At 63.8% G+C, this 23,814-nt stretch carries 21 protein-coding genes and 1 tRNA gene; 10 read left to right on the top strand and 12 right to left on the bottom strand.

Features of this window, described 5'->3' with window-relative positions; genetic code table 11:
• Positions 1-229: 229 nt before the first annotated feature.
• Positions 230-1,420 carry a hypothetical protein gene (locus FJ959_RS19195; RefSeq protein ID WP_140557026.1) on the top strand — a complete coding sequence of 397 codons (1,191 nt, stop codon included), beginning with the start codon at positions 230-232 and terminating at the stop codon, positions 1,418-1,420.
• Between the two features lie 123 nt (positions 1,421-1,543).
• Here the strand turns inward: FJ959_RS19195 and aspS are convergent, their stop codons facing one another.
• Together aspS and FJ959_RS19185 are read right to left on the bottom strand one after the other, a co-directional pair.
• Positions 1,544-3,334 carry an aspartate--tRNA ligase gene (gene aspS / locus FJ959_RS19190; protein WP_181165169.1) on the bottom strand — a complete coding sequence of 597 codons (1,791 nt, stop codon included), beginning with the start codon at positions 3,332-3,334 and terminating at the stop codon, positions 1,544-1,546.
• Positions 3,335-3,513: 179 nt separating this feature from the next.
• Entirely contained in the window at positions 3,514-4,380 is an 867-nt protein-coding gene (locus tag FJ959_RS19185) for a LysR family transcriptional regulator (RefSeq protein WP_140557030.1), read from the bottom strand.
• On the opposite strand from FJ959_RS19185, the gene FJ959_RS19180 reads away from it, so the two are divergent.
• From FJ959_RS19180 to rnd, 3 genes are all read left to right on the top strand, one after another.
• Positions 4,380-5,384, top strand: coding sequence for a DMT family transporter (locus FJ959_RS19180; RefSeq protein WP_318012625.1), 1,005 nt, complete (start codon positions 4,380-4,382; stop codon positions 5,382-5,384). The two genes, FJ959_RS19185 and FJ959_RS19180, sit on opposite strands and share 1 nt — an antisense overlap.
• Positions 5,385-5,483: 99 nt before the next feature.
• On the top strand, positions 5,484-6,728 hold the full coding sequence (locus tag FJ959_RS19175) for an MFS transporter (protein ID WP_140557032.1): 1,245 nt from the start codon (positions 5,484-5,486) through the stop codon (positions 6,726-6,728).
• A 75-nt stretch (positions 6,729-6,803) separates the two neighbouring features.
• Entirely contained in the window at positions 6,804-7,955 is a 1,152-nt protein-coding gene (gene rnd / locus FJ959_RS19170) for a ribonuclease D (protein ID WP_140631518.1), read from the top strand.
• Positions 7,956-7,985: 30 nt separating this feature from the next.
• Here the strand turns inward: rnd and FJ959_RS19165 are convergent, their stop codons facing one another.
• The 5 genes from FJ959_RS19165 to FJ959_RS19145 form a co-directional block, all read right to left on the bottom strand.
• The gene (locus tag FJ959_RS19165) at positions 7,986-8,405 is read right to left on the bottom strand and encodes an MAPEG family protein (protein WP_140557035.1); all 420 of its coding nucleotides are present in this window, start codon (positions 8,403-8,405) and stop codon (positions 7,986-7,988) included.
• 29 nt (positions 8,406-8,434) lie between these two features.
• Positions 8,435-9,064 (bottom strand): hypothetical protein, encoded by a 630-nt coding sequence (locus tag FJ959_RS19160; RefSeq protein ID WP_140494112.1) that lies wholly within the window; start codon positions 9,062-9,064, stop codon positions 8,435-8,437.
• Positions 9,015-10,517, bottom strand: a complete 1,503-nt coding sequence (guaB, locus tag FJ959_RS19155) for an IMP dehydrogenase (RefSeq protein ID WP_140494114.1) — start codon at positions 10,515-10,517, stop codon at positions 9,015-9,017. The genes FJ959_RS19160 and guaB overlap by 50 nt, the downstream gene beginning before the upstream one ends.
• Before the next feature lie 137 nt (positions 10,518-10,654).
• Positions 10,655-11,104: a PIN domain-containing protein gene (locus FJ959_RS19150; RefSeq protein WP_140515645.1), complete on the bottom strand. Its 450-nt coding sequence runs from the start codon at positions 11,102-11,104 to the stop codon at positions 10,655-10,657.
• Positions 11,101-11,346: a type II toxin-antitoxin system prevent-host-death family antitoxin gene (locus tag FJ959_RS19145; RefSeq protein WP_140521745.1), complete on the bottom strand. Its 246-nt coding sequence runs from the start codon at positions 11,344-11,346 to the stop codon at positions 11,101-11,103. Before FJ959_RS19145 ends, FJ959_RS19150 begins: the two co-directional genes overlap by 4 nt.
• 209 nt (positions 11,347-11,555) lie before the next feature.
• Between FJ959_RS19145 and FJ959_RS19140 the strand changes: the two genes are divergently transcribed.
• Positions 11,556-12,977: an MFS transporter gene (locus tag FJ959_RS19140; RefSeq protein ID WP_140557037.1), complete on the top strand. Its 1,422-nt coding sequence runs from the start codon at positions 11,556-11,558 to the stop codon at positions 12,975-12,977.
• A 56-nt stretch (positions 12,978-13,033) separates the two neighbouring features.
• On the opposite strand, the gene FJ959_RS19135 is transcribed toward FJ959_RS19140, so the two are convergent.
• Together FJ959_RS19135 and FJ959_RS19125 are read right to left on the bottom strand one after the other, a co-directional pair.
• On the bottom strand, positions 13,034-13,747 hold the full coding sequence (locus FJ959_RS19135; RefSeq protein ID WP_140557038.1) for an RlmE family RNA methyltransferase: 714 nt from the start codon (positions 13,745-13,747) through the stop codon (positions 13,034-13,036).
• Between the two features lie 343 nt (positions 13,748-14,090).
• The gene (locus tag FJ959_RS19125; protein WP_140557040.1) at positions 14,091-15,440 is read right to left on the bottom strand and encodes a Ppx/GppA phosphatase family protein; all 1,350 of its coding nucleotides are present in this window, start codon (positions 15,438-15,440) and stop codon (positions 14,091-14,093) included.
• A gap of 427 nt (positions 15,441-15,867) precedes the next feature.
• On the opposite strand from FJ959_RS19125, the gene FJ959_RS19120 reads away from it, so the two are divergent.
• The 4 genes from FJ959_RS19120 to FJ959_RS19105 all read left to right on the top strand — a co-directional run bounded on the left by FJ959_RS19120 (position 15,868) and on the right by FJ959_RS19105 (position 18,997).
• Positions 15,868-16,800, top strand: a complete 933-nt coding sequence (locus tag FJ959_RS19120; RefSeq protein WP_140494126.1) for a lysylphosphatidylglycerol synthase domain-containing protein — start codon at positions 15,868-15,870, stop codon at positions 16,798-16,800.
• 123 nt (positions 16,801-16,923) lie between these two features.
• Positions 16,924-16,997, top strand: a tRNA-Gln gene (locus tag FJ959_RS19115).
• Positions 16,998-17,145: 148 nt separating this feature from the next.
• Positions 17,146-17,640, top strand: a complete 495-nt coding sequence (locus FJ959_RS19110) for a hypothetical protein (protein WP_246673005.1) — start codon at positions 17,146-17,148, stop codon at positions 17,638-17,640.
• Positions 17,641-17,992: 352 nt separating this feature from the next.
• Positions 17,993-18,997 (top strand): L,D-transpeptidase, encoded by a 1,005-nt coding sequence (locus FJ959_RS19105; RefSeq protein ID WP_140631515.1) that lies wholly within the window; start codon positions 17,993-17,995, stop codon positions 18,995-18,997.
• 94 nt (positions 18,998-19,091) lie between these two features.
• On the opposite strand, the gene FJ959_RS19100 is transcribed toward FJ959_RS19105, so the two are convergent.
• Positions 19,092-19,778 carry a D-lyxose/D-mannose family sugar isomerase gene (locus FJ959_RS19100; protein ID WP_140560557.1) on the bottom strand — a complete coding sequence of 229 codons (687 nt, stop codon included), beginning with the start codon at positions 19,776-19,778 and terminating at the stop codon, positions 19,092-19,094.
• A 185-nt stretch (positions 19,779-19,963) separates the two neighbouring features.
• Between FJ959_RS19100 and FJ959_RS19095 the strand changes: the two genes are divergently transcribed.
• Entirely contained in the window at positions 19,964-21,022 is a 1,059-nt protein-coding gene (locus tag FJ959_RS19095; RefSeq protein ID WP_181169604.1) for a D-TA family PLP-dependent enzyme, read from the top strand.
• A 24-nt stretch (positions 21,023-21,046) separates the two neighbouring features.
• On the opposite strand, the gene FJ959_RS19090 is transcribed toward FJ959_RS19095, so the two are convergent.
• Together FJ959_RS19090 and FJ959_RS19085 are read right to left on the bottom strand one after the other, a co-directional pair.
• Entirely contained in the window at positions 21,047-21,811 is a 765-nt protein-coding gene (locus FJ959_RS19090) for a heme ABC transporter permease (RefSeq protein WP_140521733.1), read from the bottom strand.
• Between the two features lie 165 nt (positions 21,812-21,976).
• On the bottom strand, positions 21,977-23,749 hold the full coding sequence (locus FJ959_RS19085; protein ID WP_140494133.1) for a glucan ABC transporter ATP-binding protein/ permease: 1,773 nt from the start codon (positions 23,747-23,749) through the stop codon (positions 21,977-21,979).
• Positions 23,750-23,814: the final 65 nt, after the last annotated feature.

Here is a 23,814-nt window from a genome sequence, read left to right as displayed (position 1 = left end):
CGCAGGCAAGCCCGCCAGCCAACATCAATCCGTTACATGCCGTCTCTATTGCGAAGCGCGACGACGCTCGGCGGCCCGGTCTCCAGCATGTTCGGATCGAGTTTGCCTTTCGCCGCGATTTTTGACCATTGTGGCGGGATGCGCCTTTTTCCCGTCCAGTTCGTCACTGAAGGGTGATGGCGCCAAAAATTGAAAAATAATTTTCAGGACACTCGCAGGGGCATTCGCGATGACAATCAAACGCTCGACTCTCAGGAAATTCGCCTTTTCGACCTTCTTGCTCACATTGCCGCTGAACGCGGCGCTCGCCCAGGACACCGCGGTCGCCGACCGGCTGAAGGCGGCACTTGCCGCGCAGGGCGTCAACATCTCCTGGACCGGCGTGACCGGCGACAACGCCAGCATGGTGTTGCAGGGCGTATCCATCAAACCGGGCGCGGAAAAAGAAGCCCTTGCGATCGGCGACGTCAAACTCGAGGGCGTGACCGAAGCCAATGGCGGCTATGATATCGCAACCGTGTCGACCTCGGCATTCGAACATAGCAAGGACGGCGTCACCCTCAATTTAAGCCCCCTCGTCATCCACGACATGATGGTTCCGGCCAGCGGCGCCAGCGGCCCGCTGGGCTCGCTGATGATGTACAAGTCCGCCGAACTCTCGAACATGAGGGTCAAGATCGCCGACAAGACCGCTTTCTCGATGGACGGGCTTGCCATCGAAATCACGCCGCCGGCCGACGGCCAAGCGATGAAATTCACCGGCACCACCGAGAAGTTCAATGCCGACCTGACGCTGGTCGAGGATCCCAAGTCGAAGGAAGTCATCAACGCACTCGGCTACCAGAACATTGCGGGCAATTTCGAGATGGCCGGCACCTGGCAGCCCACTGACGGCAAGATGGAGCTGTCGAAATACAACATTTCGGTCGAGAATGCCGGCACGCTCGGCATGACCTTCGATCTCGGCGGCTACACGCTCGACTTCATCAAGTCGCTGCAGGAAATGCAGAAGAAGATGGCCGCGCAGCCCGAAGGGGCCGACAACTCGGCGCAAGGCATGGCCATGCTCGGCCTGTTGCAGCAGCTTTCCTTCAACAGCGCCTCGATCCGTTTCGACGACGATTCGCTGACGGGCAAGGTGCTGGACTATGTCGGCAAGCAGCAAGGCATGTCGGGCAAGGATATCGCCAACCAGGCCAAGGCGATCGTGCCGTTCGGCATGGCGCAGCTCAACAATCCCGAGCTGACGGCGCAGGTAACGGCGGCGGTCGGCAAATATCTCGACGATCCGAAGAGCCTCGAAATCTCGGCTAAGCCGCCGGCGTCGGTGCCGTTCGCACTGATCATGGCGGGCGCCATGTCCAATCCGACCGACCTGCCGAAGACGCTCGGCGTCACCGTCAAGGCCAACGAAGACTGATCGAAGCGACCTCGACTTGCTTCAAGATACGAAAAGCCCGGCAGCGATGCCGGGCTTTTGTCTGCGATTCTCAATCGAACGAGTCACTTCGGAGGCTTCTTTAAAGCGCCGTCCGAAGCGCCATCATGCCTCTTTCTTGATCGGTGCGACACGCAGCGACAAGTCGCGAAGCTGCTGCGGCGTGGCTTCCGACGGCGCATTCATTAACAGGTCGTAAGCCTGCTGGTTCATCGGGAACATGGTGATCTCGCGCAGGTTCTTGGCGCCCACCAGCAACATCACGACGCGGTCGATGCCGAATGCCGCTCCGCCGTGCGGCGGGGCGCCGTACTGAAACGCACGGTAAAGGCCGCCAAAGCGCTCCTCGACGGTCTGGCGATCCAGTCCGACCATCTCGAAGGCCCTGACCATGGTTTCGGGCAAATGGTTGCGGATGCCGCCCGAGGCAATCTCGAAGCCGTTGCACACGGCGTCGTACTGGAATGCCTTGATGCCGAGCGGCTCCTGGTTGTTGAGGGCGTCGATGCCGCCCTGCGGCATCGAAAACGGATTGTGGGCGAAATCGATCTTCTTCTCGTCCTCGTTCCACTCGAAGAACGGAAAGTCGACGATCCAGCACAGCTCGAAACGGTCGCGGTCGACCAGGTTCAGTTCCTCGCCGGCGCGGGTGCGCGCAGCACCCGCGAAGGAGACGAATTTCTTGGGATCGCCGGCGACGAAGAAGGCGGCATCGCCATCGGCAAGGGCCAGTTGAAGACGGATCGCCTCGGTGCGCTCCTCGCCGATGTTCTTGGCAAGCGGACCCGCGCCTTCGAGTTTCTCGCCTTCCTTGCGCCAGAAGATGTAGCCCAATCCGGGCTGCCCCTCGCCTTGCGCCCAGCTGTTCATGCGGTCGCAGAAGGCACGGCTGCCCCCGGTCTTGGCCGGAATGGCCCAGACCTCGGCCTTGGGATCGTTGGCCAGGATGTTGGCGAAGACCTTGAAGCCGGAATCACGAAAATGGTCAGAGACCGCCTGCATCTCGATCGGGTTGCGCAGATCCGGCTTGTCGGTACCGTATTTGCGCATCGCAACATCATAGGGAATGCGCGGCCAGTCCTTCGTGACGGGCTTGCCGTTGGCAAAGGCCTCGAAGACCGATGTCATCACCGGCGCCATGGTGGAAAGCACGTCATCCTGCTCGACAAAGCTCATTTCGAGGTCGAGCTGGTAGAATTCGCCGGGCAGGCGGTCGGCGCGCGGATCCTCGTCGCGGAAGCAGGGCGCGATCTGGAAATAACGATCGAAACCCGAGACCATGATCAGCTGCTTGTATTGCTGCGGCGCCTGCGGCAGCGCATAGAAAGTGCCGGGGTGAATGCGCGACGGCACCAGGAAGTCGCGCGCGCCTTCGGGCGACGATGCGGTGAGGATCGGCGTCGAGAATTCGGTGAAGCCGACCTCGCCCATGCGCTTGCGCATCTCGGCGATGATCTTCGTGCGCGCCACGATGTTCCTGTGCAGCGTCTCGCGGCGCAGGTCGAGGAAGCGGTATTTCAGCCTGATGTCCTCGGGATAGTCCGGCTCGCCGAAGACCGGCAGCGGCAATTCCTTGGCCGCCGAAAGCACTTCGATTTCGCGCGCGAAAATCTCGATCTCGCCGGTCGGCAGGTTGGCATTGGTGGTTTCAGGCAGGCGCGCCTTGACCTCGCCGTCGACGCGGATCACCCATTCGCCGCGCACTGTTTCGGCGATCTTGAAGGCCGGCGAATCGGGATCGGCGACGATTTGGGTCAGGCCATAGTGGTCGCGCAGGTCGATGAACAGCAGGCCGCCATGGTCGCGCACGCGATGCACCCAGCCCGACAGGCGAACGGAAGCGCCGACGTCGCTCTTTCTCAACTGGGCACAGGTATGGCTGCGGTAACGGTGCATTGTCATGGGCAAAAGTCCGGGATGTTGGGTTGCCGGCCGAAGCATCGCGGCCCGGCCTGAAAAATTTGCGCGAAAAGCGCATGGGAGGCCCGGTTTGTCAAGGCGAGTGGGCGGAGGGCCAGGGCAACGAACCCGGGTTGACGGGTTCTTTCGGAGCATTCGCCGGCGCGCAGGTCGCCCTATGAACCAAGGCTTGACAGCCGCAGGCGATGCGCGAGGTGATCGACGACCAATGCGGCGCTTGCGGAAGACGTTGTGGCCCGATGAAGGCGGATCTCCGCCCCGGGCAGCGGCGGCACATAAGGGCCAGGATGGACATCGCGCAGGCCGGGCGCGAGCATGCTGCCCTTGACCACGGTAACCGCAAGGCCCTGCTCGACGATCGCCTCCGTCGCGGCAAGGCTCGGGCTGACATAGGCCAGTCGCCACGGCCGGCCCGCTCTGTCGAGCGCGTCAATCGCCCATGCGCGAAACAAGCAATCGGGGTCCGACAACGCGACGGGCAGCGGATCGAGTTCTTCGACAGAGTGGGTCCTCGCCGCCGCCCATATCGCTCTTTCGCGGCATATCAGATCGCCCTCGGCCACACCTTCCGGATGCATGGCGATGACCGCGTCAAATGATGAGCCGAGCCGTTTCAGCAGCCGCGCCGTGAGGCCGATCTCCATTTCGACCTGCATGAGCGGAAATCGCACGGCGATATCGGCGAGGAGGCGTGGCAGGATCTTGGTGCCGTAGTCCTCCATGACGCCTATCCGGATGCGTCCCGCTACCCGTTGGTTGGAGACACGGGCAATCGCCTGCTCGTTAAGTGCAAGAATGCGGCGTGCGTCGATCAGAAACCCCTCGCCGGCGGCCGTAAGCTCGACATGGGCCGTCGATCGACGGAACAGCGAAATGTCAAGGCGCTCTTCAAGGCGCTTCACCTGCAAGCTGACGGTGGCTTGCGTTCGATTGAGCTGCTCGGCGGCTCGCGTGAAAGAGAGCCGCTCGGCAACGACGACGAAAGTCCGCAACAATTCCGGATCGAGACTCCGACTGCTCATTGCGCAAGCTTATCAAGCTCATTGCATTTATTCGATTCCTTTTACCCGGTTTGCCCGATACCGCTGGACTCCGAACTGGCAGAGGGGAAGCGATGGAAACTGGAGGCGTGCTCGCGGCGATTCTCTCCAGCGCCTTTGGCGGCACCGCTGTCGGTGCAACGCGCTATCTCGCGCGTTCGCTGGATCCGCTCACCATCGGCGCGATCCGGTTCGGGGGTGGTTTTCTAGTGCTCGCCGCCGTAGCGCTTCTGCGGCGGGACAAGTGGCCTGCGAAAAGCGATTGGCCGGGCGCCGCCGCATTGGGCCTGCTGTTCTTCGGCCTATTCCCGGTGCTCTTCAACGGAGCCCTTGTCTACACGACGGCGGCGCGAGGAGCTCTGGCGCTTTCGACGCTGCCTGTGCTCACAATGCTCGCAGGCGCGGTTCTAGGGATCGAACCGCCGACGACGCGCAAGATCGTCGGCGTCCTGGTCGCGATGGCCGGAGTGGCTGTCGCGCTTGGCAGCAGCCTGACGACAGCTCCCCAGGGCGCCTGGCGCGGAGACCTCCTGATGATCGCGGCGGCATTCTGCATGGCGCTCTACAATGTCTGGTCGCGACCTTTTCTCACCCGCTGCGCGCCGACATCATTCGCCGCGTTTGGCATGGCCGTCGGCACGGCCTGCCTGTTGGCGCTGTCGACTTTGACTGGAGGCCTGACGCGACTTGCCGCGCTTGAGGCGTCGCAATGGGTTGCCAGCGGATACCTGGCCGTAATTTGCGGCGCCCTGATCTTCTTCCTCTGGGCGTTCGCGCTTGAACGTGCGCCGCCAACGCTGGTTGCCGTTTCAGTTGCCGTGAACCCCGTGACGGCATCGATCTTCGGCGCCGTCTTTCTCGGTGAGCAAATCAATGCAAACCTAATTGTCGGGCTCATCGCTGTCCTCGCGGGAATAGCCATCGCGTCGGGAGCAGCCGGGCGGTTCGCCGTGGGACGTCGAGGAGGCAGGCGCCGACTTCCTTGAACGGAAAGGCGGACACATCCTGTTGGCGCGGGGAATTGCCGCTGGTATTGACGGAAGCGATGGTTCAAGAAGGGATCACAGACATGTGATCGCCTCTTAATGTCCTCCATCCGTCCGCTGATCCCGCTCCTCATCGCCGCAGGCATCCTGCTCGGCGGCAATGGGCTGCAAAGCACGCTGATCGCGCTGCGCGGCGCGCAGGAAGGTTTTTCGGCTTCCGACATCGGCCTGATGGGCACGTTCTATTTCGCCGGCTTCCTGCTCGGCTGCCTGGCCGTCACCCGCATCCTGAAGGCGGTCGGCCATGTCAGGACCTTCTCGGCGCTGGCCGCGGCCGCCTCGGCCGGCACATTGCTCCTGGTTCTGGTCATCGACCCGGTGATGTGGTGCGCGGTGCGTTTTGCCGGCGGTTTCTGCTTCGCCGGCCTGTTCACGGTGATGGAGGCCTGGCTCAACTCCGGGGTCAGCAACAAGGACCGCGCCCGCGTGCTTGCCATCTACCGCATGGTCGACATCGGCTCGGTCACCGGCGCGCAGTTCCTCATCCCGATCTTCGGAGCGGGCGGCTTCGCCATATTCGCCATCATATCGATGATGATCACGCTGTCGCTGGTGCCGGTATCGCTGGGCGATCGCTCCAACCCGACGCCGCCGGAAGACGTCAAGCTCGACCTGGCGCGGGTCTGGCGCATCTCGCCGCTCGGCTGTTTCGGCTGCATCGCCGTCGGCGTCACCAACAGCGCGTTCCGCACGCTGTCGCCGGTCTATGCCGAGCAGATCGGCATGTCTGTCGCCGATGTCGTCACCTTCGTCAGCGTCGGTATCTTCGGCGGCGCACTCATCCAATACCCGCTAGGCTATCTCTCCGATCGCTGGGACCGGCGCTCGGTGCTGCTGGCGACGACATGCTGCGCCATGCTGGCAGCGCTGGCGCTTGCGTTCGTGGCGGGAGCCGACCCGTTTCTCAACTTCCTCATCATCTTCATCTTCGGCTGTTTCGCCATGCCGCTCTACTCGCTGTCGGCGGCGCACTCCAACGACCGCGCCGGCGCGGGCGAGTTCGTTCTGATCAACGCCGCCTTGATGCTGTTTTATTCCTTCGGCGCCATTGGCGGCCCTTTCGCCGCATCGACGGCGATGCAGTATTTTGGCCCAAGCGCGCTGTTCGTGTTCAGCGCGCTGGTCTATGCAATCTTCATCGCCGTCATCCTCTATCGGATGCGGGCACGATCGGGCGTGCCGGCTGGCAAGCGCAGCCGCTTCACCGCGCTGTTGCGCACCTCGACGGTTTTCGCCCGGCTGGCGAGAAGAAACGGCGATCCGGACGGGCCGGACGGGCCGTGATGCGAGCGCCAACGCTTGACGAAAGCCTTCCCGGCTGAAATCTAGGAAGACCCTACTCCTGCCAAAAGCGATTTGATGCACGTCATCACCACCCAAAAAGAACTCGAGACCGTTCTCGCCGCTTTCGAAAAATCGGATTTCGTCACCGTCGACACCGAATTCATCCGGGAAACGACCTTCTGGCCGATCCTGTGCCTGATCCAGATGGCGGCGCCCGGAATAACGGCGCTGATCGATCCGCTGTCGCCAGACATCGACCTGAAGCCGTTTTTCAGGCTGATGGCCAATGAATCTGTCGTCAAAGTCTTCCATGCCGCGCGGCAGGACATCGAAATCATCGTCCATCTGGGCGATCTCGTTCCCCATCCGGTGTTCGATACCCAGGTTGCGGCGATGGTCTGCGGGTTCGGCGACAGCGTTTCCTACGATCAGCTCGTGCAGCGCGTCACCGGCGCGCGGCTCGACAAGTCCTCGCGCTTCACCGACTGGCGCCACCGGCCGCTGTCCGAAAAGCAGCTCGACTATGCGCTTGCCGACGTCACCCATCTTATCGAGGTCTACCAGCATCTCAGCGCCGAACTGGAGCGGGAGAACCGCGCCCACTGGCTGAACGAGGAGATGGACGTCCTGACCTCGCGCGAAACCTACGATCCGCACCCCGAGGATGCCTGGAAGCGGCTGAAGATGCGGCTGCGCAAGCCGCAGGAGCTGGCGATCGTGCAGGCCGTGGCGGCATGGCGCGAGCGCGAGGCGCGCGAACGCGACGTACCCCGCGGCCGCGTGCTCAAGGACGACGCCATCTACGAGGTGGCGCAGCAGGCGCCGCGCGACGCGGCCGCGCTGGCCAAGCTGCGCACGATACCGAAGGGCTGGGAGCGCTCCTCGACTGCGACGGCGCTGCTTGGCGCGGTCAACACCGCACTAGCTCTGCCCAAGGAGCAATTGCCGAAGCTGCCGAAGAGTTTTCAGCCGCCCGAAGGCTCGAGCGCCGCGGCGGAACTGTTGAAGGTGCTGCTCAGGATCGTGGCCGAAAAGCAAGGCGTCGCATCGAAGGTCCTGGCTTCCAGCGACGACATCGACCGCATCGCCGCCGAAGGCGAAGCCGCCGACGTGCCGGCGCTGCAGGGCTGGCGCCGCGCCGTGTTCGGCGAGGCGGCGCTGAAGCTGGTGCGCGGCGAGATCGGCATCAAGTTCGACAAGCGCAAAATAGCGGTGTTCGATTTGTAGGCGGAGCGCCCCAACGAAGGGGAGTACTGCTCAAACCACCCGGAGCAGGTGCAGCGCGAACCAGATCCAGCCCAGCAAAAGAATCACTGCCCCCAGGGAGAAAGACCGGCTGCGCAGGAGCAGATTGTTGCTGGTCAGGTGAACCCAGGCATGAAAATAGCGGGTCGCGACAAAGATCCACATCAGGGCCAAGGTCAGATAGTTGACGCCGTTGGTCAGGTGCAGCATCAGGCACAGCACATAAAAAAGCACCGGCAGTTCGAACTGGTTGCTGAGGTTGCTGGCAACCGTCACGCAGGAGGCCGGCTCGGTGGAGCGCGCCTTGTACTGGCTGACTTTGGCTTCGCCCGATTGGATGGCGACATACCTGCGCCGGGCCATGGCGCTATAGACGATGTAGACCAGCAACACGTGCGCCAGAATAGGCCAGAAAATCGATGTCTGGTTCATGAACCCTCCCCGCCCGGTGCCGGGTCAGATCAATTCTGTTTCTGACCTGCCAGCCAGAAGACGGCGATGACGATCACCGGAATTGCGAGCAGCGCGAATTTGGTGACGATCAGCGCCGAGGCGAGACCCAGGGAATCGGGATTGGCCGACAGGAAATCCGACAGAAGGCGGGCCACGGCGATGTTCTGGGCGTAGTTGGCGATCGTGTAGGGCAGCACCAGGATCAGTGCGAAGATCGATTGCATCTGGCCCGGAAGCACGCGGAAATTCCTCAACCGCCTTCCCGTTGCCAGGATCAGGCTGACCAGCGTCACCGACAACAGCGCGGGGAACAGAAGATCGAAGGTCAGATAGTGCCAGACCAGGATGATCTCGCCGCCGCGCCGGCCGAGCGCCGTCAGCCAGGCCATGCCTTCATCCGGCGTGAAGCCAAAAACGCGCATGTCGAGCGACGGCAAACCGCCACTCAACTGGCGGAAATAGAAGAACTCCATGAGCGTCATGGCGATGAAAACCGCCACCGATGCGGTGCAAAGGGCGGCAGCGTGGCGCGATAGCCGCAAGATGGTCGCGGCCAGATTGCGCCAGAACGTGTACTGGTCGGGCCGATCAGGCTCCGCCGGGATAGTTGGGGCTTTCGCGGGTGATCGTGACGTCATGGGCGTGGCTTTCACGAAGTCCGGCGTTGGATATGCGCACAAAGGTGGCGCGTTCGCGGAAATCGGCAAGGTCGCGGCCACCAACATAACCCATAGCGGCTTTCAGGCCGCCTGCAAGCTGGTGCAGCACGCCAGACACAGGTCCTTTGTAGGGGACCTGCCCCTCGATGCCTTCCGGCACCAGTTTCAGCGTGTCGCGAACCTCCGCCTGGAAGTATCGGTCGGCCGAGCCGCGCGCCATGGCGCCGACCGAACCCATGCCGCGATAGGCCTTGAAGGAGCGGCCCTGGTGCAGATAGACCTCGCCCGGGCTTTCGTCGGTGCCGGCAAGCAGCGAGCCGATCATGGCGGCACTGGCGCCGGCGGCAAGCGCCTTGGCCAGATCGCCGGAATATTTGATGCCGCCATCGGCGATCACCGAGGCGCCCGATTTGTGCGCAGTTTCCACCGCCGACATGATGGCCGACAGCTGCGGCACGCCGACGCCGGCGACGATGCGGGTGGTGCAGATGGAGCCGGGGCCGATGCCGACCTTGACGGCATCGGCGCCGGCATCGATCAGCGCCTGGGTGCCCTCGGCGGTGGCGACGTTGCCGGCCAGGATGCGCACCGAATTGGAGAGTTTTTTCGCCCGCGTGACGGCATCGAGGACACGCTGCGAATGGCCATGCGCGGTGTCGATGACCAGAAGGTCGACGCCCGCCTCGATCAGGCGCTCGGCGCGCTCGAAACCGTCGTCGCCGACGCTGGTGGCGGCCGCGGCGCGCAGACGCCCCTGCGCGTCCTTGGTGGCGTGCGGGTTGAGCTGCGATTTCTCGATGTCCTTGACGGTGATCAGCCCCACGCAATTGCCCTGCTTGTCGACGACGACGAGCTTTTCGATGCGGTGCTGATGCAGAAGCCGCTTGGCCTCGTCCTGGTCGACATTCTCCTTGACCGTGATCAGGTTCTCACGGGTCATCAATTCGTAGACCTTCTGCGCCGGATCGGAGGCGAAGCGCACGTCGCGATTGGTCAGGATGCCGACCAGCCGGCCGCTCTTGTGGCCGCCGGAGCCGCCATTCTCGACCACCGGAATACCCGAGATCGAGTAGGTGCGCATCAGCGACAACGCGTCGGCCAGCGTCGCGTCGGGACCGATGGTGACCGGGTTGACCACCATGCCGGATTCGAATTTCTTCACCTGCCGCACCTGCTCGGCCTGCTCGGCCGGCGAGAAATTGCGGTGGATGACGCCGATGCCGCCGGCCTGCGCCATGGCGATGGCAAGCCTTGCCTCCGTGACGGTATCCATGGCCGCCGACAGGATCGGCACGTTGAGGTCGATGTCGCCGGCAATCCGGGTGCGGATGTCGGTCTGGCCGGGCATGACTTCGGAATGGCCGGGCTGCAAAAGCACGTCGTCAAAGGTCAGCGCCAGCGCGCCGGTGGACGTTTCGATGATTTTTGCCATGGCCAGCCCTTTGAATGCGGGAAAAGCGCTGGACCGGGATGGACAGCGCGACTCTCTTCTTCCCTTTCAGGATTGGCGGTGGCTGGTACCACGTCCCGGCACGGAAGAAAAGCCGATCGTTGCGGACGCTTCAGCTTCTATTGCGAACCAAGGAAAGCATCCAGCAAAGCGTGACGCGGCGATGCAAAGGGGTTGACGACGGTTACACCGCCCCAGGTGAAGCCGTCCTGCAGGTCTTCCGACAGAAGCAGCCGGCAACCCGTTTGGGATGCAGCCGAAAGAATGACGGCATCCCAGATGCCGAAGCGATGGTCCGCCGCAAGATCGACAGCCATCGTCATCACCTCCGGCGTCGTCCCAGCAACCGGGAACGCGTCGCGCCAGCTAAGCAGCGCATCCCGAGCCTCCTGGCGCGACCTTCCGGCTTTGCGGACGAGGACATTGAACAGTTCACCCAGCACCTGGACCGGAACAATGGCAGCGTCTTGTGGAACCTTGCGCAGCAGTTCGAGAACGTGGTCGCGTTTGTCTACGTTGTTAACGCCCTCTGCGTAGGCAAGAATGTTGGTGTCGAGCGCGACCCTCACAGGTCATCCTCGTAGAGCTCATCGCGGGTCCAGCGTCCTGCATCGGCAACTGGCTGCCGTTCGAGTCGCGACAGCAATGCCGCGCGCGAGCGGGAGGCCACACCCTCGTGCCTCTCCGCAGGCACGATCCGTGCCACCGGCCGACCATGGCTTGTCACGACGTAGCTCTGGCCCTCGCGTACCTCACGCAGGATGCGAGAAAATCTGCGATTGGCATCGGCTGCCGAAACGGCCTCTTCCATGATCATAATGTCCTGTAGTTATTTTCACTACAATAGGGATAGTGTCCGCTTTTTGCAAGCAATCGTGTATCGCAGCCGCCACCGGAGGTTGCGGTCGCATAAAAGTGACAGCAATTTAACACGACATTGGTGTCCAGCCGTGATAACCGCCCTGCCTGCCGGCAAACTCCCGGTCGGCAACATCTGGAATCAAGCCCGGACGCGTTCCTTTGAACCGAACCATTCCGCTCATATTGGCGGTCGCTCTTTTCATGGAAAACATGGATTCGACCGTCATCGCCACATCGCTGCCGGCGATCGCCCTCGACATCCACACCAGCCCGATCGCGCTCAAGCTGGCGTTGACCTCCTATCTTGTGTCGCTGGCGATCTTCATTCCCATCAGCGGCTGGATGGCGGATCGCTTCGGCGCCAAGAACGTTTTCCGCGCCGCGATCGCGGTGTTCATCGTCGGTTCGGTCGCCTGCGCCGTTTCGGGCTCGCTGCCGGCCTTCGTGGTGTCGCGCTTCCTGCAAGGCATAGGCGGCGCCATGATGACGCCGGTCGGGCGCCTGGTGCTGGTGCGCGCCACGCCCAAGAGCGAACTTGTCGCGGCGATGTCCTGGCTGACCGTGCCGGCATTGGTGGGCCCGCTGGTCGGACCGCCGATCGGCGGCTTCATCACCACCTACTTCACCTGGCACTGGATCTTCCTGATCAATGTGCCGATCGGCCTGATCGGCATCTGGCTGGCCACCCGCTTCCTGCCGGAAACCGAATCGATGGAGACGCCGCCGCTCGATTTCGTCGGCTTCGTGCTGAGCGGGCTGGCGGCGTCCGGCGTCGTGTTCGGCCTGTCAGTGATCAGCTTGCCCTATCTGCCGCCGGCGACCGGCTTCATCACCGTGGGCGTCGGGCTGGTGTCGGGCGCTCTCTACCTCATGCATGCGCGCCGTGCCAGGAACCCCCTGCTGGCGCTCGACTTGTTCCGCAACCAGGTATTCCGCTCCTCCGTGCTTGGCGGCGGACTTTTCCGCATCGGCATCGGCGCCGTGCCGTTCCTGCTGCCGCTGATGTTCCAGATCGGTTTCGGGCTGACGCCGTTCCAGTCCGGCATGATTACCTTCGTCTCCGCGATCGGCGCCATCGGCATGAAATTCGTCACAGCGCTGATCTTCCGCGTCGTCGGCTTTCGTCGCGTGCTGATCGTCGGCTCGCTGGTGGCCGCCGCGTCGATCGCCGTCAACGGCCTGTTCACGCCCGATACGCCCTATCTCCTGATGCTGGCCATGCTGCTGGTGGGCGGCTTTATCCGCTCGATGTTCTTTACCGGCATCAACGCCCTCGCCTACGCCGAGGTTTCAGCCGAGGACACGAGCAAGGCAACGCCGATCGCCGCCGTGTTCCAGCAACTGTCGATCGCGCTGGGCGTGGCGGTTGCCGGCGGCATCCTGGAGATATCGACGAGTATCCACGGCGGCCCGTTGACATTGCCGGACTTCCATACCGCCTTCTTCATCGTCGCGGCAATTTCCGCCGCCGCATCGCTGTCGTTCATGCGGCTGGCGCCCGATGCAGGCAACGCCGTCTCCGGCCACGGCCGATTGACCATGCCCAAGCCCCTGGAACCGGTGAGGTCGCCGGGGGAGTGATGCAGCCCTTCTCCCCTTGCGGGGTCCAAAGGACGGGCAAGGGCAGAAGGGAGGCGCTATCCCCGATCGGACTCACGCCCTTTGAAGTCCTTCGCGAGCAAATACAGCTCCACCGATTCATCGCGCGACGCAGGCGGCTTGACGTGGTGGACGGAGCGGAAATTCTTCTTCAGCATCGAGAGCAGCTCGTTTTCGGCGCCGCCCTGGAACGTCTTGGCCAGGAAATGTCCGCCCGGCTTCAGCACCGACAGCGCGAAGTCGGCGGCCACCTCGCACAGATGCATGGTACGGATGTGGTCGGTCCGCTTGTGGCCGGTGGTGGGCGCTGCCATGTCGGACAGCACGACATCGGGATCGCCGCCAAGCGCCTCGGCCAGCTTCCGCGGCGCCTCGGGATCGAGGAAATCCATCAACAGCACCGGCGCGCCGGGCACCGCATCCATCTCGAGATAGTCGATGCCTACGACATGCGGATTTTCCGCGGTCGATTTGGTCCGCGCGGCCGCGACCTGGCACCAGCCGCCGGGGGCCGCACCGAGGTCGATCACCTTCATGCCGGGTTTCAGCAGATGGTGCTTGTCGTCGATCTCGATCAGCTTGTAGGCCGCGCGCGAGCGGTAGCCGTCAGCCTTGGAGCGCTGGACGTAGGGATCGTTGATGTGGCGCTGCAGCCAGCGGCGCGACGATTCCTTCAGCCCGCTTTTCTTCTTGATCCGCGTCTTCAGCACGCGAATGCCGGCCGAGCCCGGCTTTTCCGGTTTCTTGGTCATTGGTTGACTTCTTGTCCAAGTTTTCTCGCTTGCCGGGTTGTGGCCGTTTTTCGGCGGCAGCGCGTTTGGCAAACGGCTTCCCCCACTCCGTCGCTGCTTCGCAGCGCCACCTCTCCCCCCTCCGGAGGGAGAGGAAGGGCGCCAAGATTGGCTAGCTCGCGCCATTCCTCTCCCCCGTCGATCGGGGGAGAGGTGTCGAGCGAAGCTCGACGGAGTGGGGGTCGACTGCTCACCGGAGCAACGCTTGCGCCAGCTTGCCCGAGCGTGACTTCTGGACAAACGGAGCCGTTTGTCCGCGAAAACCGGTCGCCACTTTTCGCTGACGCGGTCCTGCGGTTAGGGATCATGCTCTGCCGCGCCCATCGTTGCGCCAGACGCCGTCATCGGCCATCAGCTCGCTCAATATGCCCTCGCGCAGGCCGCGGTCGGCGACGCGCAGCCGCTCCGACGGCCACACGGCACGGATCGCTTCCAGGATGGCGCAGCCGGCCAGCACCAGGTCGGCGCGGTCGGCGCCGATGCAGGGATTGGCGACACGCTGCTGGAAATCCCAGCCGACAAGTTTTTCCACCATGCGGTCGACGCTGTCCCTGTCCATCCACAGGCCGTCGACGCGGCGGCGGTCGTAGCGCTCGAGATCGAGATGGACGCCAGCCAGCGTCGTCACCGTTCCGGAAGTGCCCAGCAGATGAAATTTCGGGCTGGCCTTGAGGTGGCTAAGCCGATCGCGGCCATCGAAGGCGGCGAGCCGGGCGGCGACGTCGTCGACCATGGCGCCAAAAATCTCGCGCGTCACCGTGCGGCCGCCGAAACGCTCGGCCAGCGAGACGACGCCGACCGGCAGCGACGTCCACGACACGATATGGTTGGCGAGCCGCGGCGAGCGGCGGCCGGTGAGATCGATCAGCGCGATCTCGGAGGAGCCGCCGCCGATGTCGAACAGCACGACGCCCTGCGTGTCGCGCTCGACCAGCGAACCGCAGCCGGACACCGCCAGCCGCGCTTCGGTCTGTCGGTCGATGATTTCGAGCTTGAGGCCAGCCTCGCGCTCGACGCGCTCCAGGAACTCGACGCCGTTCGCCGCCGAGCGGCAGGCCTCGGTGGCGATCAGCCGCGCCTTCCTGATCTTGCGGTTGCGCAGTTTCTCGCCGCAGACCTTCAGGGCCTCGACCGCGCGGTCCATCGCCGGTTGGCCGAGGCGGCCGCTGGCCGTGAGCCCCTCGCCCAGTCGCACGATGCGCGAAAAGGCGTCGATGACACGAAACTGGCCATGACGCGCCGGCACGGCGACCAGCAGCCGGCAATTGTTGGTGCCGAGATCGAGCGCGGCAAATACCGGCAATTCCGGCATCGTCGGGCGACGGGCCCCCGGTTCGGGCCGAGCCACCGCGATGGGCGGTGTGGCTATGCCTGCAGGCGCCGCGCCAGCCGCGGCGGCGCGTGGCGCCGGCGCCCCATTCGCCGCGGGACGGATATCGTCGCGCGCAAAAACCTTGCGCCCGCGCCGGCGTTTGCGCCTTTTCTTGGCCTTGCCCTTTTGGTGGTGGTTCGCGTCGCTCGCCTGCCCGTCGGCGGAGCGTGGCTCCGTCGGGCGGCGTTGCTGCCATTTGGCGGTCCCCGGGCCTGCCGGCCTCGGGGAAGCGCTGGACGCGCCCACCTCCGGCGCGCCGGCGCCGGTGTCGCGGTCTTCCACTGTCGTTCCTTCCGGCGCCGCGCGAACCGGCGAACGGACGCAGCAGGCGCTTCTTTGTTTCAAGTTGCCGCCAGACTAACAGCGCCGGCCCGGATCACCAAGTGCCGCGTGGCACGAATTTTGCCGGGCTGTCCGCAAACCGCCCGCTGCCGCGTCTTACGCAAAGTGGGGGTAAACAGCGACTTTCGGCACAAATGCGTGTGGGGACGGTCGCATGGCCGGGCCGATATTCCCGCTCGGCTGTCGATTTTCCGCCTCTCGACGACGATAACGATTGCGGCTTGCCATGGCGGCAAGGGCCGGCGGTTGAATAGCCGGCTTCGATGAGGCATCTCTGAAATAGAGGGGGCAAAGCGATCGGAATCGCCGACCGCTTTCCCGCAATGACAGCGAAGGCAACGGGCCCGCAACGCATGGCAGTCAGGCAATGAACTGGAGACGCTATTTCTGGCCGGTCGTCGGCGTCGGGGCGGTGATTTTCTCGCTCCTGCTGCTCTGGCACGAATTGCGCGGCATTTCGCTGGATGATGTCTGGGACGGTATTGCGGCGATCCCGGCCCGCGGCTGGATCCTCGCGGGGCTGAGCTCGGTTGTCGCCTATGCCTCGCTCGCCGGCTACGACCACATCGCGCTCCTGCATATCGGCAAACGCGTGTCGTGGCTGTTCGTGACGCTGTGCTCCTTCACCACCTACGCGCTGTCGCATAATATCGGCGGCTCGGTGTTTTCGGGCGCCGTCATCCGTTATCGCGCCTATGGCACGAGGGGATTGAGCGGACAGGACGTCGGCGTGCTGGTGGCGATCTGCTGGATTACCTTCGTGCTGTCGACGGTACTTGCCTCCGGCCTCGTTCTGGTGCTCGAACCGCAGATCATCGACCGCTTCTCCGGCATAGCACATCACGGCCTGTCGCGGGCTGCGGGCATCGTCATGCTTGCCGTCGTCGCCGCCTATATCTTCGGCAGCTGGCTGCATCTGCGGCCGCTGAAGATCGGCAGCTTTCAGATTCACTATCCGGCCCTGCCGATCGTGGCGCGACAATTACTGATCGGCCCGATCGAACTCCTGGCGGCAGCCGCGATCATCTTCTTTGCCCTCCCCGGGACCCATAACCCCGGCTATTTCGTGGTGCTCGGCGTGTTCCTCGTCTCCTTCTCGATCGCGCAGATCTCGCACGCGCCGGGTGGGCTGGGCGTGTTCGAGGTGGTGTTCCTGGCCGGGCTCTCCGACATGGACCCCGTGGGCGTGCTGGCGGCCCTGCTGGTATTCCGGCTGTTTTATCTCATCGTCCCGCTGTTTCTGGGCCTGGGCATCGTGCTCTATTTCGAGCGCTCGCAGTTCGGGCGGACAGGCAATTGAAAAGCCGCGCCGAAACATCACAATTGAAACACCGGCAGGCTTGACTATTTTCTGCTGGCGGCTACAAGGCAGCGCTCACAGCGGTTCGCCCGCTCGGCCCGCGCGGTTTATGACCTCGCCTGCTGGGGAATAGGTTAACGGTAGACCCACGGACTCTGACTCCGTTAGTCCTGGTTCGAATCCAGGTTCCCCAGCCAGCTTCACTCCCACCGTCCGCACCAGACCAACCAGCCTGATCCGCCGTCTCGCGATCGAACAGGCAGCCCGATCGCGGGTTGAAATATCGGGACGGCCTCTTACCTCGGTGAAGGGCGGGCGAACAATCCAGCAGATCGGAGAGCGGTTTTGGCGTCTCGCGGGATTCGACTACCGGCTATTCTGTTTCTTCTCACCGGCACGGTCGCGCTCTGGTCCTGCGTCGTTCCCGACGATACGTCCAAGCTTGCGAAAGAGGATCCCACGACGGCGGCCGCCCAAAAGGAAATGGTCGGTCTCAGCGAAGCGGATCTGCGAATGTGCGCGGGGTTCCCCACCGCCACCGCCGACGAAGGAGCATCGGGGCAAATCTGGAGTTACGAGCGCGCGGTGCAGCGGGGCAATGTCAATGTCGTGCTTCCCACCTTCGCGGTGGGCCCTATCCCTTCCGTCGGCGGTTCGGTGAATGTCGCTCCGGGCGGTTATTGCAACACACAGGTGCGCATCGTCGATGGCCGTGTGGCGGAGGTCGCCTATGCGGGCGACAACAACCTTCCAAACCGCCGCGATGGGCTGTGTGTCAGCGCCGTCGACGCATGCGTCGTCTATGCGCGCAAACAAAACAAGGGCAGGCCTGGCAGTTAAGGGCGTTCGGCACCGATGCGGGTGAGCCCGGCTTTGTCATAGGCGCTGCACGGGCTGCTGGAATGCCTGACACGGCGCGGCGAGAGCGAGGCGTTGCCGGCGCTGCAAGCAAGGTTGGCCAAGACGGATGTACCAATCAGCTCGTCATGCCTGTGTGCAGGACGAGCGTGCAGCCGGCGCCGAGTTCTTCCCGTTAAGTCTATCATCACATGCATCCGCGCGACTGCCGGACGTCCCGATCCGTATTCCTCATACTGGCGGTCGGTGATCGCGGCTCAAATGCAGGGGGAATGGAACCAGATCGGCCCTGCAACGTCATAGAAGCAGGTGCTCATGCAGGAGTGTGACGTCGATGACCAGGCTCCTTCTCGTCGCGGCTGTCGTGCTCGCCATGGCATGTGACGTATCGGCGGCGGCAAAGCTGGACGTCGCAACCGTCAACAACACGCAATTCGACGACAGCGAAGCAAAAGGCGTCAGTGCGACCGTGCTGAAGGCACAGATCCTTCTGGATCGCGCGCGCTTCTCGCCGGGCCTGATCGACGGCCGCGCAGCAGAGAACTTCGCCAAGGCGGTCCGGGCGTTTCAGGCGGCCAACGGGCTGCCCGCCGATGGTAAGCTCACCCGCCAGACCTGGGACAAGCTGGTCGCGACCTCCCCGAGCCCGGCGCTCGAGACGTACGAGCTGACGCGCAAGGATGTGCGCGGACCGTTTACCAGGCGAATTCCGGCGCGCATGGAGAAAATGGCCCGCCTGCGCAGGCTCGGCTACCACAACGCGGCGGAAAAAATAGCGGAGCGCTTCCACGTCAGCCAACAGTTGCTTCAACGGCTCAACCCTGGCGTCGGCTTCAGGAAGGCCGGGCAAAAGGTGCTGGTGCCTGCCGTCACCCGAGGCGATCCGCCCGCGGGTGTTGCTGAGGTCGAGGTCGACAAGGGCGCGCGCCAGCTTCGCGTGCTCGACCCGTCCGGCAAAGTGCTTGCGGTGTACCCCGCCTCGATCGGCAGCCAGGAGAAGCCGGCGCCGAGCGGCCAGGCAGAGGTCAAACGCGTGGTGCACAACCCGACCTATCACTACGATCCCGACTTCGCCTTCAAGGGGGTCAGGACCAAGCGCCCCTTCACGATCGCCGCCGGGCCAAACAATCCGGTGGGATCGGTGTGGATTGATTTGTCCATCGAAAGTTACGGCATTCACGGGACTCCGGACCCGAGCAAGATCGGGAAAACCTTCTCGCATGGCTGCATCAGGCTGACCAATTGGGACGCCGAAGATCTCGCCTCCGAAGTGCACGAGGGCACGAAGGTCATCTTCACCGGCGAAGCGGTGGGATCGATCGACCAGGGATCGCCGTAGAGGCAACCGGGGGACTCACTTTCACTTGGCTGCTGCCATTGAGGCGCTGCCGGCCTTGGCCGTTAGCCGGCCGGCGCCTCAGTTTACTGCGAAGTTACCCCAGCCACTTCTCATAGTCGGACACCAGCAGGTGCAGCGGGGCGACGTCCTCGTCGATGTTGGAGAAGCGACCGATCGGCTCGCGAAATACATTGTCGGTGAGATCGTCATTGACGGTCGACACCTCGCCGATCAGTACGTCCTTGCCTTCGGCCCAGAAGGCATGCCAGACGCCGGGCAGCAGCGTGACGCTCTGGCCCGGATCGAGCTTCAGCAGCCCGCCCGCCGGCAACCGGTGGATGGTGCCGTCGACAGGCACCGACACCTCGGCCTTGGGATCGATGCCGCCGTCGCGATCGTGCATGAACAGTTCCAGCACCAGCTTGCCGCCGCCACGGTTGATGATGTCCTCGGCCTTGATGTTGTGGCGGTGCATCGGCGACAACTGGTCCTTGCGCGAGATCATGATCTTCTCGGCATAGAGCATGCCCATGCCCTTCTTCATGTCCTCGTAGCGGCCGTTGCGCACGGTGAACAGGAACAGGCCGAGCTCCTTGAACTTTTCCTGGCCGTAGTCGGTGATGTCCCAGCCGAGCCGTGAGGTGAAGATCGCAGAGGAATCGACCTGGCGCGCCTTCATCTCTTCCGGCGACCAATAGGCGAAGGGCGGCATGATGTAACCGAACGAGCGGATGAAAGCGTCGGCTTCGCGGATGATGTCGTTGATGGCGGAGCGTTTCATGATCGTGGTCCTCGTGTCGACTTTTCCGACAATCGCATAGCCGAACGCCGATGCGGTGTCGATCCGTATTGCCCGATCCCGGCTTGCGGCGTGGCCGCATGGAATCACGGATCCGCTCGGCTGGCCGGGTGACACAAGGCACTTTCAGGGCCATAACCCCTGCGGATTCCACAGGGTGACAGATAATGCCGACCATTCACGACCTCGATACGCCATCGATCCTGATCGACGCCGCGCGCGCCGAAGCCAATATTGCCCGCGCGCAGGCGCATGCCGACCGCCACGGGTTGAAGCTCAGGCCGCACATCAAGACGCATAAGCTGCCCTATTGGGCGAAGAAGCAGGTGGCGGCGGGCGCGGTCGGCATCACCTGCCAGAAGATCGGCGAGGCCGAGGTGATGGCCGATGCCGGGCTGACCGACATTTTTCTCCCCTACAACATCCTTGGCCGCGCCAAGCTGGAGCGGCTGAAGGCGCTGCATGGGCGCGTCACCCTGTCGGTGACGGCGGACAGCATGGAGACGATCGAAGGCTTGACCGCCACCTTCACCGATGCCGGCCATCCCCTGCCGGTGCTGGTCGAGTGCGACACTGGCATGGGGCGCTGCGGCGTGCAGACGGCCGGTGAAGCGGTTGGCCTGGCAAGACAGATCGAGACGGCAAAGGGCCTCACCTTCGGCGGGTTGATGACCTATCCGGCCGCGGGCCGTGCGGGGGAGGCCGAGGCCTGGCTCGCCGGCGCCAGGCAGGCGCTGGCCGCCTGCGGTCTCGCCTGCGCGCGCATCTCCAGCGGCGGCACGCCCGACATGTGGCGCTCGGGCGAAGACAGCGTCGTCACGGAATACCGCCCCGGCACCTACATCTATCTCGACCGCTACCAGGTCGCCAAGGGCGTCGGCAGCCTCGACGATTGCGCGCTGAGCGTGCTGTCGACCGTGGTCAGCCATCCGACCCGGACGCGTGCCATTCTCGACGCCGGCAGCAAGGCGCTGTCGAGCGACACGCTGGGGCTCGCCGATTTCGGCGAGTTGCTCGGCGTTGCGGGAGCACGGGTGACCAGCCTGAGCGAGGAACACGGCACGGTCACGCTCTCAGGCGATGGCAAGCTTCGCATCGGCGAGCGCGTGCGCGTGGTGCCCGACCATTGCTGCGTCGTCACCAACCTGTTCAATGAGGTCAATTTGATCGACGGCGAGACGGTGCTGGAAACCCTGCCGGTGGCCGCACGTGGGCGGATGGGATGACTTCTTTGGCCAGGCGCGGGTGATTCAAGCCGGCTGACGCTCAGCCTGCCGGGCCGCGACCCTGCGCATCGCAATCACCCGCCGCCGGTGGATTTCGGTACGCATCGCCATCAGGTGCAGCGCGAAGAACAGCACCGTGAAGCCGATGGCCATCACCAGCAGCGGCCATAGCATCGAGGGGTCGATGGTCGATCCGCCCATGCGGAACACCGAGGCCGGCTGATGCAGCGTGTTCCACCAATCGACCGAGAATTTTATGATCGGGATGTTGATGAAGCCGACCAGCGTGATGATGGCGGCGGCCCAGGCGGCGCGGCCGGCATCATCGAGCGCGCGGGTCAGCGCGATGATGCCGAGATACATCAGGAACAGCACGAAAACCGAAGTCAGCCGCGCGTCCCACACCCACCAGGTGCCCCACATCGGCTTGCCCCAGATCGAACCGGTGACCAGCGCCAGCGCGGTGAAGACGGCACCTATGGGGGCCGCCGATTTCAGTGCGACATCGGCCAGCGGATGGCGCCAGACCAATGTGCCGAGCGCCGAGAGCGCCATCAGCGTGTAGCACATCATGGCCAACCAGGCGAAAGGCACATGGATGTACATGATGCGGACGGTGATGCCTTGCTGGAAGTCCTCGGGCGCGGTGAAGCTCATATAGAGGCCGGCGGCAAGGGTCAGCGCCGCAATCGTCGCCAGCCACGGCACCACCCGGTCGGCAAGCGCCACGAACCGTGTCGGGTTGGCAAGATCGGTCCAGCCGCTCAGGCGTGAAGTGCTGTCGCTCATGCCGCTTTAAATAGCCCGGCTATGCGTCTGGGGCAATCGAGGGAGTGTCGCAGGCCTTGTCACCTCCCCTTGGGGGGTTGCTGCGAAGCAGCGGGGTGAGGACGGCGGCGCTCCCCGACCGGACCTTCGGTCCGACCTTCCACGGGGGGAGGTAAAAGAACCCGCTCAGGCGGCCTCGCCCTGTATCGAGCGGCTGAGGCGGCGGACCTCTTCGTCGTTGAGCAGGCCGCCGGCGCGCAGCAGGCTGGCGAAACGGCCGTTGCGCAGCGACAGCTCGGCGAAGCCACCCATTTCGACCACCCTGCCCTTGTCCATGAACACGACCAGATCGGCGTCGCGGACGGTAGTCAGGCGGTGGGCGATGATGAAGGTGGTGCGGTCGCGGCGCAATTCGTCGATCGCTTCCTTGACGCGGTCTTCCGTCTCGACGTCGAGGGCGCTGGTCGCCTCATCCAGCACCAGGATCGGAGCATCCTTCAACACGGCGCGGGCAATGGCGATGCGCTGGCGCTCGCCGCCAGACAACTGGCCGCCGCGTTCGCCGACTACCGTGTCGTAGCCATTGCTCTTGGCCAGGATGAAGTCCTGTGCGGCAGCCGCGTTGGCGGCGGCATGGATCTCGTCGTTGGTCGCATCGGAGCGGCCGACGCGGATGTTGTCCTCGATCGAGCGGTTGAGCAGGCCTGCATCCTGGAACACGGTGGCGATCGAATGGCGCAGCGACTTGCGGGTCACGGTGCGGGTGTCGATGCCGTCGATCAGGATACGGCCGGTGGACGGCGAGAAGACGCGCTGCAACAGATTGATGAGCGTGGTCTTGCCGGCGCCGGTCGGCCCAACGATGGCTACGGTCTGGCCCGCCTGGACCTCGAAGGAGACGTCGTGGATGCCCTGCCCCGAATTGGCGAATTCGAAGCCGACATTCTCGAAGCGGACATGGCCGGTGACGTTAGTGAGATCGCGCAGCCCGTCCGGTTCGGCGGCGTCGGCCGCCGAGTCCTCGAGATGGTAGAAATCCTCGAGCTTGGCGCGGGCTTCCGAAATCTGGTTGGCGAATGCCGACATCTGGTCGAGACGTGCGATCAGCAGCGTTGCAAAACCGGTGAAGGCGATGACGTCGCCGATGCGCAGCTGGCCGTGGGTGACCAGATAGGCGCCGATCAAAAGCACCACCATCATCGAAATCGTCGACGACAGACGATGCAGCGCATTGGCCATGGCCCACCAGTCGAGCACAGGGTTCTGCGCATCGAGCAGGTTCTTGACGTAGCGGCGCAGCGTATCGGCCTCATGGCCGAGGCGGTTGTAGCTCTGCAAAACGGCGACGTTGCTGACCGAGTCCGTCACATGGGCGAATACGGTGTGATAGTGGCGCTCCACGGCGGCCTGGCCTGCCTTGGTCCGCTTCATCACCAGCCGGCCGATGCCGACATAGAGCACGCCGAGAGCCAGCAGCACCATCGACATGCGCACGTCCATGCTGAGCGCGGTCGGGATCAGCAGGAACAACGCGACGGCCGTGGACAGATGCTGGCGCATGAATTCGAGCCAGAGACTAAACAAGGTCTCCACGGCACGCAGCAGCGTGTGCAGGGAATTGGACGTGCCGCGCTGATGATGCCAGGCGAGCGGCATGGTGATGACGCGCTCGAAGGAGTCGCAGAGCACTTCGCTGCGCCGGGCGTGGGCGAAGCGGTCGGCGCCGCGCGCCACAAGAACGAACGCGATAATGTTAAAGGCGCCCAGGCCGGCCCAGAGGGCGAGGGTCGAAAAGACGGAGCCGTGTGCGGAAATCGCGTCGATCACGCGACCGAACATGATCGGCTCCAGGATGGCGATGATGGCCAGCGCGACATTGGCTGAGCAGATCAGCGCTACGCGTTTCCTATCAGCTGCCAAATAACCGAGCGCTCGCCAGTAGATTTGCAGAAGGGACACTTCAGCTACTCCGCCAAAACATTTATTGTGCACCGCACCATTTCTTGACACGTATCGGTTAACGC

The sequence above is a fragment of the Mesorhizobium sp. B2-2-4 genome, assembly GCF_006442375.1.
GTDB lineage: Bacteria > Pseudomonadota > Alphaproteobacteria > Rhizobiales > Rhizobiaceae > Mesorhizobium.
The sequence above is the reverse complement of the archived record's forward strand: the minus strand, read 5'-3'. Positions and strand labels throughout refer to the sequence as shown.

Bases quoted from the DNA above. Each gene is read 5' to 3' on its own strand.
- guaB (WP_140494114.1), bottom strand. From the start codon at position 10,517: ATGGCAAAAATCATCGAAACGTCCACCGGCGCGCTGGCGCTGACCTTT.
- FJ959_RS19120 (WP_140494126.1), top strand. From the start codon at position 15,868: ATGAACTGGAGACGCTATTTCTGGCCGGTCGTCGGCGTCGGGGCGGTG.
- FJ959_RS19090 (WP_140521733.1), bottom strand. From the start codon at position 21,811: ATGAGCGACAGCACTTCACGCCTGAGCGGCTGGACCGATCTTGCCAAC.
- FJ959_RS19185 (WP_140557030.1), bottom strand. From the start codon at position 4,380: ATGAGCAGTCGGAGTCTCGATCCGGAATTGTTGCGGACTTTCGTCGTC.
- aspS (WP_181165169.1), bottom strand. From the start codon at position 3,334: ATGCACCGTTACCGCAGCCATACCTGTGCCCAGTTGAGAAAGAGCGAC.
- FJ959_RS19195 (WP_140557026.1), top strand. From the start codon at position 230: ATGACAATCAAACGCTCGACTCTCAGGAAATTCGCCTTTTCGACCTTC.
- rnd (WP_140631518.1), top strand. From the start codon at position 6,804: ATGCACGTCATCACCACCCAAAAAGAACTCGAGACCGTTCTCGCCGCT.
- FJ959_RS19165 (WP_140557035.1), bottom strand. From the start codon at position 8,405: ATGAACCAGACATCGATTTTCTGGCCTATTCTGGCGCACGTGTTGCTG.
- FJ959_RS19105 (WP_140631515.1), top strand. From the start codon at position 17,993: ATGACCAGGCTCCTTCTCGTCGCGGCTGTCGTGCTCGCCATGGCATGT.
- FJ959_RS19145 (WP_140521745.1), bottom strand. From the start codon at position 11,346: ATGGAAGAGGCCGTTTCGGCAGCCGATGCCAATCGCAGATTTTCTCGC.
- FJ959_RS19095 (WP_181169604.1), top strand. From the start codon at position 19,964: ATGCCGACCATTCACGACCTCGATACGCCATCGATCCTGATCGACGCC.
- FJ959_RS19100 (WP_140560557.1), bottom strand. From the start codon at position 19,778: ATGAAACGCTCCGCCATCAACGACATCATCCGCGAAGCCGACGCTTTC.
- FJ959_RS19160 (WP_140494112.1), bottom strand. From the start codon at position 9,064: ATGACGTCACGATCACCCGCGAAAGCCCCAACTATCCCGGCGGAGCCT.
- FJ959_RS19175 (WP_140557032.1), top strand. From the start codon at position 5,484: ATGTCCTCCATCCGTCCGCTGATCCCGCTCCTCATCGCCGCAGGCATC.
- FJ959_RS19135 (WP_140557038.1), bottom strand. From the start codon at position 13,747: ATGACCAAGAAACCGGAAAAGCCGGGCTCGGCCGGCATTCGCGTGCTG.